Consider the following 14,118-nt stretch of genomic DNA (forward strand, 5'->3'; position numbering starts at 1 on the left):
CGCCCGAGCCCGGCCTCGCACAGCGCCGCCCGCCCGGAGTGCTCAGCTGGTGACGCGCGTGTAGGTGAGGAACACTGCGCCGCTCTTGAGGGCGGTGTGGTCGGTGAGCGTCCAGGTGCGCGGGTCGAAGGCGGCCTTGCGGGAGAACAGAGGGATTCCGTCGCCGATGGTCAGCGGGCCGACCTTGAGGATCAGCGTGTCGATCTCGGAGTACAAGGAGCCCGCCAGCTCGGCGCCACCGAGCAGCCAGATGTCCTTGCCGTCCAGCTGCTTGAGCCCCCGCACGGTCGCCACCGGGTCGTCGGCGACCAGTTCGACGGCCGGGTCCGGGCTCTCGGTCAGGGTCCGGGAAAATACCAGGTGCCGCAGGTGGGGGTAGGCGTCGGTGATCCCGGCCGCAAGACCGATCTCGTAGCTGCGCCGCCCCTCGAGCACGGTGTCGAAGTGCGTGCCCCCCGCCGTAACGGACAGCGCCTGCCGGGCCTGGACGGGCAGCGTCTCCGGGTACTCGGCCACGAGGTGCTGAATGTAGTCCTCCGGTATAGGCCAGAAGCCGTTCGGACCAGTGGGGTCCGCGCCATCCGGGCCCGCGATGAAGCCATCGAGAGTGGTGGCGATGTAGTGGACGAGTCTGCGCACGCCGTGTCCGTTCATCCGTGTTGGTTGGGTGATCAGGATGCGTTGTATAGGCGATGCCTGTGTGGCGATTGTGGCAGATTGCGGATCTGGCCCACGGTCATTGGATTGCTCGCAACGGTGGGGCCATGTCCCGCTGGGCGGCCAGGAGTTCGCACCACACGAACTTTCCGGAATCGCCTGACGAATCGAGTGAATACCAGCCCCGGCCGTCCGTGCTGTTGCGGACCAGGTCGAGACCGCGCCCGGTCTCGGCTTCTGTGGATGAGTGCAGCGGTGGCGCGGGTGCGGTGGGGTCCGCGTCCCAGACGCCGATGCGTAGTACGCGGCCCGCCCAGCGCAGGCGTAATGCGGCCGGGCCCTTGGTAGGGCGAAGGGCCCGGAACGTACACCCACGAAACGGTTCCGGGCCTTTTCCGCGGGTGTGTCCGGCGGGCGGTACAGCCGTATGGCCCTCGTGCGGATTCGCGCTCACGTGTCGCGGCGTTAACTGGGTTCAGCGGGACGAGGCGTGACGGGGAACTCGCCCGTGCTGCCTTCGACCACGACCGCTGAGGAGTACCCGTGTCCGTGTTCCGTCCGTCGGCTGCCCGGCGCCCCCCGTACGCCGTCTGCGTCGGAACGTGTGCCGCCGCGATTCTGCTGCTCACCGCCTGCGACAACACCTCCCATAATGCCAGGGGAACCCGCGACGTCCGGGTAGGCGCCACGGTTTCCGCAGGTGTCGCGGGTCCCCAGGCCGACGGGGACCGGGGGCGGGCCGCCCCCGGTCCGTACGCGCCGCGCATCAGCCCCCGCGAGATCCCCGCGCTGGGGCCGAATACCAGGTTCGCGATCCCGGCGGATTCGCGGCAGGCACTCGTCGTCACCGGCGACGCCTACGACTCCAGCCTGTCCACCGCGGTCCTGTACACCCGCGACGACCCCGCCCAGGGCTGGCGCGCGGCCACGGAACGCTGGCCGGCCCGCAACGCCCTGAACGGCTGGACGGACGAGCACTGGGAGGACGACCTCCGCACCCCGACCGGGGTCTACGGACTGACGTCCGCGGGCGGCCTGCTCGACCCCCCGGGGACCATGCTCCCGTACAACCAGAGCCCGGCGTTCGCGTTGAGCGGCCAGGGGTTCGACGGGGAGTCGCTGGAGGGTTCTTTCGACTATGTCATCGCCATCGACTACAACCGGATCCCCGGCGCCTCACCCCTGGACCAGAAGCGTCCGCTCGGCCAGGAGCGGGGCGGCGGCATCTGGATCCATGTGGACCACGACGGCCCGACGCAGGGCTGTATCTCGCTTCCCGAGGACCGGATGAGGGAACTGCTGCAGCTTCTCGACCCGGCGAAGAAGCCGGTCGTCGTGATGGGGGACGCACAGGGGCTGGAGCGGTGAATCCCGGGTACGGGCCCGGCGTCGGGCCCGTACGCTGAAGGGAGCCCGTTTCCTTCAGGAGGCAGTGATGAGTGTGGTCGAGGAGAGTGTGCTGACCCAGGAGGTCTTCGAGGACCTTGCCCGTCACGCCATACGCGCCGAAGAGGCACTGCGTCTGGAGTTCGTGAACGGGAAACTGGGGGTCAAGGCTGTGCCGGACGGGGATCACGGGCGGATCATCGCGTGGCTGACGCAGATCTGCATGCAGTCGGGCCAGGGTCATTGGCTCTTCGCCGAACAGGGACTGCACATCGAGACGTACCGCAAGGGCAACGCGCGTCCGGATGGTGCACTCGCCCCGCTCGAAAACTTTGTCGGCCAGGGCGAGTGGGCCAGCCCCGACGGCGTCCTGATGGTCGTCGAGGTCACCTCGTACGACGAGGACACCGACCGCCGGGACCGCGTCGAGAAGCCGCGGGCGTACGCCGAGACCGGCATTCCCGTCTATCTGCTCATCGACCGTGGCACCTGCGAGGTCAAGGTGCACTCGCAGCCCGACGGCGTGCGGTACGAGCAGGTGGTGACGGTGCCGTACGGGAAGACCGTAGAACTGCCCGACCCGGTGGGCATCGCACTGGACACCGAGCCACTGAAGAACTGGGTCCGCTGACCCGAAGGCGGTAGAGCACGGCGAAGAGCCGGGACCCATCGTGCGGTCCCGGCTCTTCGCCGTGTGTACGTGCGTGCGCCCGTTGCCTACGCCGGCTTCTCCTCCAGGCGGGGGAACAGCACCGCGCCCTTCGTCACCGTTGCGCCCACCGGGAGCCGGCCCCAGGTGCCCGCGTCCTGTACGCGCTGGTCGGACAGCGCGCCCAGGGATGCCTCGGCGCCGAGGGAGTCCCACAGCTTCTGCGAGGTCTCCGGCATGACGGCGTTCAGCAGGACCGCGATACCGCGCAGCGACTCGGCGGCCGTGTAGAGGATCGTCGCGAGGCGGGCCTGACCCTCGGGGGAGGTGTCCTTGGCGACCTTCCAGGGCTCCTGCTCCGTGATGTAGCCGTTGACCTGCTTCACGAAGTCGAAGATCGCCAGGATGCCGGCCTGGAAGTCCAGCTCCTCGCCGATCTTCTGGTCGGCCGTGGCGACGGCCTTCGCCAGCCCCTCCTGGACCGCCTTCTCGGCGTCACCCGCGGCGGTGGCCTCCGGGAGCGCCCCGCCGAAGTACTTGCCGACCATGGCGGCGACACGCGAGGCGAGGTTGCCGTAGTCGTTGGCGAGCTCGGAGGTGTAGCGGGCGGAGAAGTCCTCCCAGGAGAACGAGCCGTCGCTGCCGAACGCGATGGCGCGCAGGAAGTACCAGCGGTACGCGTCCACGCCGAAGTGCGAGGTCAGGTCCTGCGGCTTGATGCCCGTCAGGTTCGACTTCGACATCTTCTCGCCGCCGACCATCAGCCAGCCGTTGGCCGCGACCCGGCCCGGCAGCGGCAGACCCTGCGCCATCAGCATCGCGGGCCAGATCACCGCGTGGAACCGGAGGATGTCCTTGCCGACCAGGTGGACGTCGGCGGGGAAGGTTCCGTCGAACTTCTCCTGGTTGGCGCCGTAGCCGACCGCCGTGGCGTAGTTGAGCAGGGCATCGACCCACACGTAGATGACGTGCTTCTCGTCCCACGGCACCGGGACGCCCCAGTCGAAGGTCGAGCGGGAGATGGAGAGGTCCTGCAGGCCCTGCTTGACGAAGTTCACGACCTCGTTGCGGGCGGACTCGGGCTGGATGAAGCCCGGGTTGTTCGCGTAGAACTCCATCAGCTTCGGGCCGTACGCGCTCAGCTTGAAGAAGTAGTTCTCCTCCTTGAGGATCTCCACCGGCTTCTTGTGGATCGGGCACAGCTTGACGCCGTTCTCGTCCTCGATGAGGTCGCCGGGGAGCTTGTACTCCTCGCAGCCCACGCAGTACGGGCCCTCGTACCCGCCCTTGTAGATCTCGCCCTTGTCGTACAGGTCCTGCACGAACTCCTGCACCCGGTCGGTGTGCCGCTTCTCCGTCGTACGGATGAAGTCGTCGTGTCTGATGTTCAGGTGCTCCCAGAGGGGCTTCCATGCCTCCTCGACGAGCTTGTCGCACCACTCCTGCGGAGTGACGTTGTTCGCCTCGGCAGTGCGCATGATCTTCTGACCGTGCTCGTCCGTGCCGGTGAGGTACCACACCTTCTCGCCGCGCTGGCGGTGCCAGCGCGTGAGCACGTCGCCTGCGACGGTCGTGTAGGCGTGGCCCAGGTGAGGAGCGTCGTTGACGTAGTAGATGGGGGTCGAGACGTAGTACGCCGTCGCCCCCTGCTTCTCGGATCCAGTGGCCGCCATGGTCGAAATCCTAACGGCCTGCGGAAGATCAACTCACACCGATAAACCGGGCCCAGTGCGTGGAGACCTTTGCGAAACATTCCTTCCCGTAACAAAGACGCATCCTGGGAGGGAGTGGACACGCATGCACGAGGCAGGGGACATCACGATGCGGGTACTGGTCGCCGAGGACGAGGAGATCCTGGCGGAGCTGGTCGCCACCGGGCTGCGGCGGGCGGGGTTCGCCGTCGACACGGTGTACAGCGGCGATGCCGCCCTCGCCTACCTGGGGCTGCACGACTACGACGTCGTCGTCCTCGATCGCGACCTGCCGCGGGTGCACGGCGACGACGTGGCGCGGAGGCTGGTCGCCTCCGGCTCGCGGACCAGGATCCTGATGCTCACCGCCGCCGGTTCCATGGAGGACCGGGTCGCCGGTCTCGACCTCGGCGCCGACGACTATATGGGCAAGCCGTTCGAGTTCCCCGAGCTGGTGTCGCGGGTACGGGCGCTGCGGCGGCGCAGCGCCCGCCCCGTACCGCCGCAGCTGGAGCGGCACGGCATCCGGCTCGACACCGTACGGCGCGCCGCTTCCCGGGAGGGGCGGGAGCTGGACCTCTCGCCGAAGGAGTTCTCGGTGCTGCAACTGCTGCTGGAGGCCGACGGCGGGACCGTCAGCGCGGAGGAGCTGCTGGAGCGGGCCTGGGACGCCAACGCCGATCCGTTCACCGGCGCGGTCCGCGTCTGCATGAGCAAGCTGCGCGGGAAGCTCGGGGAACCGGCCCTGATCCGTACGGTGCAGGGTGTGGGGTACGCCCTGTGAAGCGTCCGTTGCGCGTTCCGCGTGTCCAGCACTCCACGATCCGGACGAGGATCGCGCTCGTGTACGGCGGGGTGTTCCTGGTGCTCGGGACGGCGATGCTCACCACCGTCAACCTTGCCGCCCGAGCGGGTACGGACTCCCAGGCACGCGACATCGCCCGCACGGCCGTGGTCGTCCAGCCCGGATACGCGGTGAACGGCCCTCTCGTCACCCGGCGCACCCTCGGGCCGCCCACCGTCTACGACCTCACCGACGACGTCAGCGACGCGGCCGGTCATCAACTGCTCGTGTGGTCCGCGGCCTCGCTGCTCGTCATGACGGCCTGCGCGGTCGGCGTGGGGTGGTGGACCGCGGGGCGGGTCCTGCGGCCCGTCCACGCCATGACCGCGAAGGCGCGCCGGCTCTCCGAGCACACCCTGCACGAACGGATCGCGTCCAGCGGCCCCGACGACGAACTGAAGGAACTCGGCGACACGTTCGACGCGCTGCTGGCCCGGCTGGAGAAGGCGTTCGACAGTCAGCGGCGGTTCATCGCCAACGCCTCGCACGAGCTGCGTACACCGCTCGCCACCCAGCGGGCCGCGATCCAGATCGGCCTCGACGATCCGTCCGAGGAGGATCTCGTACGGACCCGGCAGACTCTCCTGGACAACAACCGGCGCAGCGAGCGGCTCATCGAGGGGCTGCTGGTCCTGGCGCGCAGCGAGCGCGGGCTCGCTGCGAGCGAGCGGGAAGCGGTGGACCTTGCCCAGGTGGTGGCGGAGGAGGCCGCCCGGCACCCGGGAGTGAAGGCCGATGCCGGGCCCTGTGCGGTACGGGGGAACCGGCTGCTGCTCGCCCAGCTGGTGGCGAATCTGCTGGCCAACGCCGTCACGTACAACGTGCCCGACGGGGCGGTGGAGGTGTCCCTGGTGACGGCGGGCGACGGGGTGCTGCTGGAGGTGCGCAACACCGGGCCGGTGGTGGACGCGGCGGACATCCCCGGGCTGTTCGAGCCGTTCCGGCGGGGCGAGGGCAAGGACCGGATGGGGCGCGGGTCGGGGCTCGGTCTCTCGATCGTTCGTTCTATCGCTGTGGCGCACGGCGGTACGGTCACGGCGGTGCCGGGCCCCGAGGGTGGACTCGCCGTGACCGTACGCCTGCCGGTGGATCAGTTCTCGGCCGCAGCTTCGCGGGCCGTGATCCAGGCGGGGAGGGCGGCCAGGACCTCGCGGTAGAACGTGGTGTCCGCGACCTCGCGGGGGGCGGGGCCCGCGTGGAAGAACCCGGCGTTCGGGACGTCCAGCTTCCGCAGGAAGTCGAAGCCCTTCGCGTCCTCGTCGCCGAACGCGACGAACTGGAAGAACAGCGGCAGCCGCGCCGCCTCGGCCAGTGCCTGCTTGGCGGGCTGCTTGGCGTCCGGCGGGCCGTCCGTCTGGAAGATCACCAGGGCGGGGCCGGTGGCCTCCGACTTCTCGTAGTGCGCGACGACCTCTTCGACGGCGCGGTGGTAGTTCGTACGGCCGAGGCGGCCCAGGCCCGCGTTCAGCTCGTCGATCCGGCCCTCGTGCGAGGTGAGGCCGACCGTGCCGGTGCCGTCGATGTCGGTCGAGAAGAAGACGACGGGGACGGTGGCGTTCTCGTCCAGGTGGGCGGCGAGGGCCAGGGTGCGGTCGCCCAGGTGCTGGGCGCTGCCGTCCTTGTAGAACGGCCGCATGGAGCCGGAGCGGTCGAGGACCAGGTAGACGGTGGCGCGCAGCCCGGTCAGCCCGTGCGCCTCCAGCCCGGCCTGGGCGGCCTTGTACGAGTCGACGAGCCCGGGCGCCTGGGACTTGACCTGGGCGAGAGGGAGGGCGGGCTCGGGGGTCGGGGTTGCATCGGGGGCCGTGCCGGCCGCGGTTTCGGCCTTCGGCTCGGTCTCGGCGGGTGCCTCGGTCTCGACGGGTTCCGGCTCGGTCTCGGCGGTGACGGGTTCCGGCTCGGCCTTGGCGGTGACGGGTGCGGGTTCCGGCTCGACCTCGGTGGCGGGCTCGGCCACCGGCTCCGGCTCGGTCTCGGCGGTGACGGGTTCCGGCTCGGTCTCGGCGGGTGCCTCGGTCTCGACGGGTTCCGGCTCGGCCTTGGCGACGACGGGTGCGGGTTCCGGCTCGACCTCGGTGGCGGGCTCGGCCACCGGCTCCGGCTCGGTCTCGGCGGTGACGGGTTCCGGCTCGGTCTCGGCGGGTGCCTCGGTCTCGACGGGTTCCGGCTCGGCCTTGGCGGTGACGGGTGCGGGCTCCGGCTCGGTCTCGGCGGGTGCCTCGGCCACCGGCTCCGGCTCGGTCTCGGCGGTGACGGGTTCCGGCTCGGTCTCGGCGGGTGCCTCGGCCACCGGCTCCGGCTCGGTCTCGGCGGTGACGGGTTCCGGCTCGGTCTCGGCGGGTGCCTCGGTCTCGACGGGTTCCGGCTCGGCCTCGGCGGTGACGGGTGCGGGCTCCGGCTCGACCTCGGTGGCGGGTGCAACCTCCGGCTCGGCGGGGGCCACGACCTCAACGGGCTGCGGCTCGGCGGGAGCCTCGGCCTCGGCGGCAGCGACAGCGGGCGCGGCCTCCGGCTCGACCTCGACAGCAGGCGCGGCCTCGGGATCGACCTCGACGACGGGTGCGGGCTCCGACTCGACCTCGGCAGTGGGTGCAGCCTCCGGTTTCGTAGCCACCGGTTCGACCTCGACCTCGTCGGGCTTCGCAGCCACCGGCTCCGCAACCTCGGCCTCCGGCTCCGGCTCCGCCGGCTTCGGCTTAGGCTTCGGGGCCGAGCCCTGTGCCGGGACCGTGGCGATGGACGCCTTGTCGAAGGCCGCCGCCACCAGGTCCGATGCCAGACCGCTGTCGCCGGTGGCGGACCGGTGAGAGGCGGGGGCCGGTACCGAGGCCTTGGTGGCCGAGGCGGTTTCGCGCACCGAGGCGGTCTCCGCAGCCGACTCGTCCACCGTTACCGTGACCGGCTCCGACTCCGCGGGTGCGGTGCGTTCGGTCTGGGGCGGGACCGTGGCCGTCGGCGCGTCCTGCTCCGCGCGGTCGCGGCCGAACACCTTGCGCAGCAAGCTCCGAATGCCCATGGGCGAGGCCTTTCGCGTGAGTTGGGTGCGATAAATGTCCGACCTGCGGGATTCATCCCTGGCCAGGGCGGATACGTAAGGTTAGCGGCCGGATCCGGCCGTTCGGCGGTGCGGCCCGCCCGTGGGACAACTGAGCCGCAACCGATCCCTGACCGAGTCCTGTGCGCATGCCGTGCGGGCCTGATGTACGTCGTTCAAATGTGCCTATCTGGTCCCGAGTTGCCTTGTTAGCGTGAGCGGCCGGTGTGCCTGACAAATAGTCAGACACGCCGTTGTCTGTTTTATCCGCATGCGTTATCAAGAAGGGTCCTCACATGGGAAAACGATCCCGCAGAACACGTCTTGCGGCCTGTGCCGTGGCGGCGGGGGCGATACTTTCCGGCCTCGCACCGGCAGCTGGTGCCACCGTCGCCCAGGCGGCTACCCCGTCGTCCGCGGCATCGGCCGCGGACGATCCCGCACCGGGCCACGAGGGCATGCCGGACGACGGTTTCGACGACGAACCCGAGGGTGAGCAGGACGACTTCGCCGGAACCGGAGCCGGAACCGCCTCGGCCGCCCCGAGCGCCGCCGCTCCTGCCGCCCCCGTCCCCGGCCGGGCCGCCGACTTCAAGCTGGCGACGGGCACCGATATCTCCGCACTCGTCACCGAACTGGACGCCGCGCTGCCCAAGCAGGGCCTCACCGAGTTGATGGAACAGGCCAATCGGCCCGCCGGCTGGGAGGGGGCCTGTGGAACCGCCGGTATCTACGGTTCCGATCTGGCGGTCAACCACCGCGTCTGCTGGAAGAGCGACGACGCCACCTCCTCGGAGTGGGTACCCCAGGCCATCACCGGGGTCTCGGACGCGCAGGAGGACGAGGACTGGGGCACGTCGAACGCCGAGCCGATCGCCGTGGCCGGTTACGACGCGGAGAACCCGGGGCGCAGTGACCTCACCGCGGGCCGCGACAACTGCGTCCAGGACTCCGCATCGGATGCCTGCAACGAGAAGGGCATCCGGGTCAGCTTCTTCAACCAGGCCACCCAGATGTACCGCCATGTGCTGCTGGTCTGGCCGTACATGAACTCCAAGGACCACATCTCCTTCGATGCTCTGCACGCGCGCGAGGGCAAGTGCACCACCAGCGTGACGTCCTCCTGCGCGGCGCAGAACGGCATTCACGCCGGTGGCATGGTCTGGTACGGCAACTACCTGTACGTCGCCGACACCGCCAACGGCATGCGGGTCTTCGACCTGCGCAAGATCATGGACCTCAACCCGGACAACAACGCCGACGTCAACGACCCGACGCCGGACGGTCTGGTCAGCGACGTCCTGGACAAGAAGCGGGTCGGCAGGCAGAGCAACGTCTGGTACTCCTACGGCTACCGCTATGTCATGCCGCAGGTCGCCACGCTGAAGTTCACCACCGCGAAGAACGGCGGAACCACCAGCGGGAACCAGTGCTACGCCACCGGGCGCCCGAAGGCCTCGTACATCTCGCTGGACCGCACCGACACCGACCACATGGTTCTCGGTGAGTACTGCAACACCAACAACGGCGGCAGCAGCCCCGGCCGTGTCGGTACGTATCCGATGACCGAGCTGACGGCCGCGGTCGAGGGCGCGACCGGCACGGTGGCCAACGCCGACCTCGCCTACGGTCTGCCCACCGGAGCCACCTTCAACGGTGAGGATCTGTGGCACAAGATCCAGGGCGTCACGCGGTACGAGGGCAAGTGGTACTTCCACCGCAGCAACGGCTACGACAACGGCCGGCTGCTCCAGGCCACGCCGGAGACGGTCGACGGAACCAGCCGGCTCGTCGGCAACGCGAAGACCCTGGAGTCGGCGTTCGGGCCCGAGGACCTCTACCTCGCGCACGGGCGCGGTGACGGGTTCCCGCCGCAGCTCTGGTCGTTGAGCGAGCATGCGCCGAGCAAGTGCGGGGCGTGCAAACGTGAGGTGTACAGCTACAACATGGCGGAGGTGATCAGCGACTTCGGCTGATCCGCATGACCTGATCCGCATGACCTGACCCGACGCGCGTGCCGCACTAGAGTCGGTTGCATGGTTTCCGGTGAGGCGCCGCAGGCGGAGGGAAGCGTTCGGGTCGACGTCTGGATCTGGTCGGTCCGGCTGACGAAGACCCGTTCGCAGGCCGCTGCCGCCTGCCGCGCGGGACATGTGAAGGTCGCCGGCGAGCGCGCCAAGCCCGCCCAGGCGTTGCACGTCGGCGACGAGGTACGGCTCCGGCACGCGGGCCGGGACCGGATCGTCGTCGTGTCGAAGATCGTGAAGAAGAGGGTCGGCCCTCCGGTGGCGGCGGATTGCTTCATCGACAACAGCCCGCCTCCGCCGCCGCGCGAGGTGGCGGTCCAGGTTCCGGTACGGGACCGTGGCGCAGGGCGGCCGACGAAGCGGGACCGGCGGGAGATGGAGCGGTTGCGGGGGGCCGGGCCCACGGGGTGACCGGGGCCGTCCGGCGGCCGTTCTGCCCTCAAACGCCGGACGGGCTTGATGGCGCGCCTGGACGGGCCCGACTGGTTCGTGCGCCCCGGACGGGCGGGCCTGCGGAGAGCGCGGCTACGGATGCGGCGAGGCGATCGCCCTCGCCGCCGCCACCTCCTGGCGCAGCGGAGCCAGCACCCCCTCCTCGTCGCCCGGCAGTTCGGCGCGTACGCCGACCAGGGTCTCGCTCGTACGTATCCCGTCCGCCAGTTCCCGCAGTTGCCGCTGGATCTCGGCCACCTCCGCGGTGGGCGGTTCCGGTGCTCCGTGGTTGACGCGGACCCGGGCCGCCGTCGTCGCGTCCACGATGCGTTCGACCGCGACGACCAGCGGCCACCACGCGGCGGCGCGGGTGCCGACCGGGGGCGGTTCCGTCAGGGCGCGCTGGAATTCGGAACGTATGACGGACAGATCGCGGTAGATACGGCGCCGGGCCCGCACCCGTTCCGCCCGGTCGCCGGAGCCGCCCGGCTCGAACGCGTACGCCACATAGCCGGCGATGTCCGTCACCGCGTCCGCGAGCCGGTGGCCGACCCGGACGTTCCAGCTCTCCGGCCACAGCAGATAGCCCGCCACCAGCACGATGGCGCAGCCGATCAGGCTGTCCAGGAAGCGCGGCCAGACCAGTTGGATGCCCTGGTGGTTCAGCAGGTCGGACAGGAGCAGGATGACCGGGGTGACCGCCGCGGTCTGGAACGCGTACCCCTTCGCCGTGAGCGCCGGAATCAGTGCGGCGAGCACCACCATCACCGGCACGTCCCACCAGCCGATGGGCACCTCGGCGAGCACCGGTGCCGCGATCACGAGACCGGCGGCCGTGCCCACCGAGCGCAGGACGGCCCGCGAGAACACCGAGCCGAAGTCCGGCTTCAGGACGAACGTGACGGTCAGCGCGACCCAGTAGGAGCGCTCCACCGGGATCAGCGAGGTCAGTGCCTGGGCCAGGCCGATGCAGAGGGCGAGGCGCAGCCCGTACCGCCACGAGGGCCCGGACAGCAGCACATCGCGCGTCGTCCGCCGGATCCGTACTCCGAGCGCGGCGGGGCGTCCGAGCCGGTCGTCCACGTTGTACGGATCGGGGTCGGCCTTGTGCACGACGGCTGCCGCGTGCCGCAGCGCGCTGTCCACCGCCCGGGTGGCGGGTGAGTCCGGGGCGGGCAGGCCGGGTTCGGCGCCGCCGGTGCGGCTCTCCTCGACGGCGGCGGCCAGTTCACGTACCGCCGCCGGGATCTCGTCCGGGAGCGGGCGCCGCCGGACATGCACCGCGGGCGCCGCCTCGACGAGCGGGATGACGACATTGAGCTGGGCGAGCAGCCGCACCCCGGCGTTGCTGCGGCCGTGGTAGCGGGCCCGGCGGGCCAGGATCAGGTCGTACGAGGTGTTGAGGGACTGGGTGACGGCCTGCCGCTGCTCCTCGTACGCGTCGGTGCCCGCGGCGGCGAGCATGTCGGCGACCGCGAGGTAGGTGCCCGCGACCGCGACCCGTTCCGGCAGTTTCCGCCGCAGCGGCCACGCCAGCAGCGACATGGTGAGGACGAACAGGCCGCCGACCGTCAGCAGCAGCGGCGCCACCCACCAGGGGTTCGGCATCGGGAGCCCGGCGCCGACCACCGCGTTGATCAGGAGCAGCAGCCCGGACACGGAGGCGACGGCGCCGATCGTCGACATCATTCCGGAGACCAGAGCGACGAGGGTCAGCGCGGCGACGGCCGCCCAGCCGGTCCCGAACACCAGCGTGCCGAGCATGATGCCGAGTGCGCCGAAGAGCTGCGGTACGGCGATGTTGAGGATGCGCATCCGGTATGCGTCGGCGGTGTCGCCGATGACGCCGGAGAGCGCGCCCATGGAGACGAGTGCGCCGTACGCGGGACGGTCCAGCGCGAAGCCGACGGCGAGCGGTGCGGCCAGGGCGACGGAGGCGCGGACGACCGCGGCCCAGGGGATGGGGGTGGATGACTGGGGGCGAAGTCCGCTCAGCAGCCAGGGCGGTGGTGCGGCACGCCTGCGTCCGGATTCCGCCTCCGTGTCGGTCAACGCGTCCCCCTGTGTCGTGCGTTCAGCCCGTGTAGCCCTCGACCTGGTCGGCCGGCCGGACCTTCGCCGCGGACGGGTCCTCGCCGAACTCACTGAGGGCGCGGCGCCGGCGCAACAGGTCCCAGCACTGGTCGAGCCGGACCTCTACCGTACGCAGGCGGGACTTCTCGTCCTCGGTGAGGCCCATGTCCTCGGTGGAGCGGTTGCGCAGGTCCCGTTCCTCGGAGATGAGCCCGCCGATGTTGTCGATGATGGCGCGTTCCTGGTCCTCCATGACGCCTCCTTCGGGTCTTGCGCGCGGGGCGTGGGATCAGAGCACGATGACCGTCTTGCCGCGTGCGCCGCCCGTCCGGTTCCGGTCGAGGGCCTGCGGGGCCTTCTCCAGTGGGAGTTCGATGTCGATGGGCACGCGCAGTACGCCCTCGGCGACTCCCTCGGCCAGGACGTCGAGCAGGACCGGGGTGGGTTCGAGCCGGAAGTCGATGCCCGTCACGTCCGCGGGGAGGGCGGCTTTGGCGGCGACGCCCCGCGTGGTGAGGGCGATCCCGCCGCCGCGTACCAGCGCGGCACGGGCGGCGAAGGCGTCCGGTGTGGTGGAGACCAGGTCGACGAGTGCGTCGACGCCGTCCGGGCAGGTCTCCCGTACCGCCGTTTCGAGGGGGCGGTCCGTGGTGTCGATCGTGACGGTGGCGCCCAGGGCCGCCATCCGCTTGCGTTCGTCGCCGCGTACGGCCGCGAGCACACGTACGTCGCGGGCCGACGCGAGCTGGGTCAGACAGCTGCCGACGCCGCCTGCCGCCCCGATGACCAGCAGGCTCTCGTGGCCGCGGAGCACGGCGATCTCCAGGATCTCGGCGGCCGTCATCCCTGCGGACGGCAGCGCCGCCGCGGTCCGCAGGGGGAGGCCGTCCGGGACGAGGGCGATGGCGGAGTCCTGCGGTACGGACACGTAGTCGCAGTAGGTACCGGCTCCGGACGCAGGCCCGGCCGCCCGGCCGAAGACCTGGTCGCCGACCCGGAAACGGTTCCCGCCGCTGCCGATCATGTCCACCCGGCCCGCGAAGTCCACGCCGACGACCAGCGGGAACACACGCGGGGCGAGTCCGTCGTCCAGGGTGCCCTCTGCGGCCTGCCAGTCGCACGGGTTGAGTGCGGCGTATTCGATCCTGACCCGTACCTCACCGGCTTTCGGCTCGGGCTTGGGTATCTCGACCAGTGCGGGGTCGGCCCGGAACGCGCTGACGGCTATGGCTCGCATGTGGAAGACCTTTCAGTCGTCCCCGATCCGGCAGTCACGAGAACCACTCTTCCCCGGCCTGCCCGCCGCCGCACGCCGAACCAGGTCC

General features: G+C 70.4%; 12 protein-coding genes. 6 read left to right on the plus strand and 6 right to left on the minus strand.

Annotated elements, in window-relative coordinates; translation table 11 throughout:
* Positions 1 to 42: 42 nt before the first annotated feature.
* A complete protein-coding gene (locus tag NRF20_RS23610; RefSeq protein WP_413754596.1) occupies positions 43 to 639 on the minus strand; it encodes a dihydrofolate reductase family protein in 597 nt (198 codons plus the stop codon).
* Positions 640 to 1,200: 561 nt separating this feature from the next.
* Here NRF20_RS23610 and NRF20_RS23615 point away from each other — a divergent pair.
* Both NRF20_RS23615 and NRF20_RS23620 read left to right on the plus strand, forming a co-directional pair.
* Entirely contained in the window at positions 1,201 to 2,025 is an 825-nt protein-coding gene (locus NRF20_RS23615; protein WP_413753232.1) for a L,D-transpeptidase family protein, read from the plus strand.
* 67 nt (positions 2,026 to 2,092) lie between these two features.
* Positions 2,093 to 2,674: a Uma2 family endonuclease gene (locus NRF20_RS23620; RefSeq protein ID WP_398628315.1), complete on the plus strand. Its 582-nt coding sequence runs from the start codon at positions 2,093 to 2,095 to the stop codon at positions 2,672 to 2,674.
* 86 nt (positions 2,675 to 2,760) lie between these two features.
* Here the strand turns inward: NRF20_RS23620 and metG are convergent, their stop codons facing one another.
* Positions 2,761 to 4,365 carry a methionine--tRNA ligase gene (gene metG, locus NRF20_RS23625; RefSeq protein WP_398628314.1) on the minus strand — a complete coding sequence of 535 codons (1,605 nt, stop codon included), beginning with the start codon at positions 4,363 to 4,365 and terminating at the stop codon, positions 2,761 to 2,763.
* A gap of 148 nt (positions 4,366 to 4,513) precedes the next feature.
* On the opposite strand from metG, the gene NRF20_RS23630 reads away from it, so the two are divergent.
* Together NRF20_RS23630 and NRF20_RS23635 are read left to right on the plus strand one after the other, a co-directional pair.
* The gene (locus NRF20_RS23630; RefSeq protein ID WP_413754597.1) at positions 4,514 to 5,167 is read left to right on the plus strand and encodes a response regulator transcription factor; all 654 of its coding nucleotides are present in this window, start codon (positions 4,514 to 4,516) and stop codon (positions 5,165 to 5,167) included.
* On the plus strand, positions 5,164 to 6,384 hold the full coding sequence (locus tag NRF20_RS23635) for a sensor histidine kinase (RefSeq protein ID WP_413753233.1): 1,221 nt from the start codon (positions 5,164 to 5,166) through the stop codon (positions 6,382 to 6,384). Before NRF20_RS23630 ends, NRF20_RS23635 begins: the two co-directional genes overlap by 4 nt.
* On the opposite strand, the gene NRF20_RS23640 is transcribed toward NRF20_RS23635, so the two are convergent.
* Positions 6,318 to 8,243: a VWA domain-containing protein gene (locus NRF20_RS23640; RefSeq protein WP_413753234.1), complete on the minus strand. Its 1,926-nt coding sequence runs from the start codon at positions 8,241 to 8,243 to the stop codon at positions 6,318 to 6,320. The genes NRF20_RS23635 and NRF20_RS23640 overlap by 67 nt on opposite strands.
* A 314-nt stretch (positions 8,244 to 8,557) precedes the next feature.
* On the opposite strand from NRF20_RS23640, the gene NRF20_RS23645 reads away from it, so the two are divergent.
* Complete coding sequence (locus tag NRF20_RS23645) at positions 8,558 to 10,237, plus strand: hypothetical protein (protein WP_398628311.1); 1,680 nt, start codon at positions 8,558 to 8,560, stop codon at positions 10,235 to 10,237.
* Positions 10,238 to 10,297: 60 nt separating this feature from the next.
* Positions 10,298 to 10,699: an RNA-binding S4 domain-containing protein gene (locus tag NRF20_RS23650; RefSeq protein ID WP_398628310.1), complete on the plus strand. Its 402-nt coding sequence runs from the start codon at positions 10,298 to 10,300 to the stop codon at positions 10,697 to 10,699.
* 114 nt (positions 10,700 to 10,813) lie between these two features.
* On the opposite strand, the gene NRF20_RS23655 is transcribed toward NRF20_RS23650, so the two are convergent.
* Genes NRF20_RS23655 through NRF20_RS23665 form a run of 3 tightly spaced genes read right to left on the minus strand, consistent with a single transcriptional unit; the run spans position 10,814 to position 14,030 of the window.
* Positions 10,814 to 12,772, minus strand: coding sequence for an FUSC family protein (locus tag NRF20_RS23655; protein WP_398628309.1), 1,959 nt, complete (start codon positions 12,770 to 12,772; stop codon positions 10,814 to 10,816).
* 22 nt (positions 12,773 to 12,794) lie between these two features.
* A complete protein-coding gene (locus NRF20_RS23660; RefSeq protein WP_398628308.1) occupies positions 12,795 to 13,046 on the minus strand; it encodes a DUF2630 family protein in 252 nt (83 codons plus the stop codon).
* 36 nt (positions 13,047 to 13,082) lie between these two features.
* Positions 13,083 to 14,030: an NADP-dependent oxidoreductase gene (locus NRF20_RS23665; RefSeq protein WP_398628307.1), complete on the minus strand. Its 948-nt coding sequence runs from the start codon at positions 14,028 to 14,030 to the stop codon at positions 13,083 to 13,085.
* Between the last annotated feature and the right edge of the window lie 88 nt (positions 14,031 to 14,118).

The sequence above is a fragment of the Streptomyces sp. R-74717 genome, from assembly GCF_047305335.1.
In the GTDB taxonomy this organism is placed as follows: Bacteria; Actinomycetota; Actinomycetes; order Streptomycetales; family Streptomycetaceae; genus Streptomyces; species Streptomyces atratus.

Bases quoted from the DNA above. Each gene is read 5' to 3' on its own strand.
- NRF20_RS23620 (WP_398628315.1), top strand. From the start codon at position 2,093: ATGAGTGTGGTCGAGGAGAGTGTGCTGACCCAGGAGGTCTTCGAGGAC.
- NRF20_RS23665 (WP_398628307.1), bottom strand. From the start codon at position 14,030: ATGCGAGCCATAGCCGTCAGCGCGTTCCGGGCCGACCCCGCACTGGTC.
- NRF20_RS23650 (WP_398628310.1), top strand. From the start codon at position 10,298: ATGGTTTCCGGTGAGGCGCCGCAGGCGGAGGGAAGCGTTCGGGTCGAC.
- NRF20_RS23660 (WP_398628308.1), bottom strand. From the start codon at position 13,046: ATGGAGGACCAGGAACGCGCCATCATCGACAACATCGGCGGGCTCATC.
- metG (WP_398628314.1), bottom strand. From the start codon at position 4,365: ATGGCGGCCACTGGATCCGAGAAGCAGGGGGCGACGGCGTACTACGTC.
- NRF20_RS23645 (WP_398628311.1), top strand. From the start codon at position 8,558: ATGGGAAAACGATCCCGCAGAACACGTCTTGCGGCCTGTGCCGTGGCG.
- NRF20_RS23640 (WP_413753234.1), bottom strand. From the start codon at position 8,243: ATGGGCATTCGGAGCTTGCTGCGCAAGGTGTTCGGCCGCGACCGCGCG.
- NRF20_RS23630 (WP_413754597.1), top strand. From the start codon at position 4,514: ATGCGGGTACTGGTCGCCGAGGACGAGGAGATCCTGGCGGAGCTGGTC.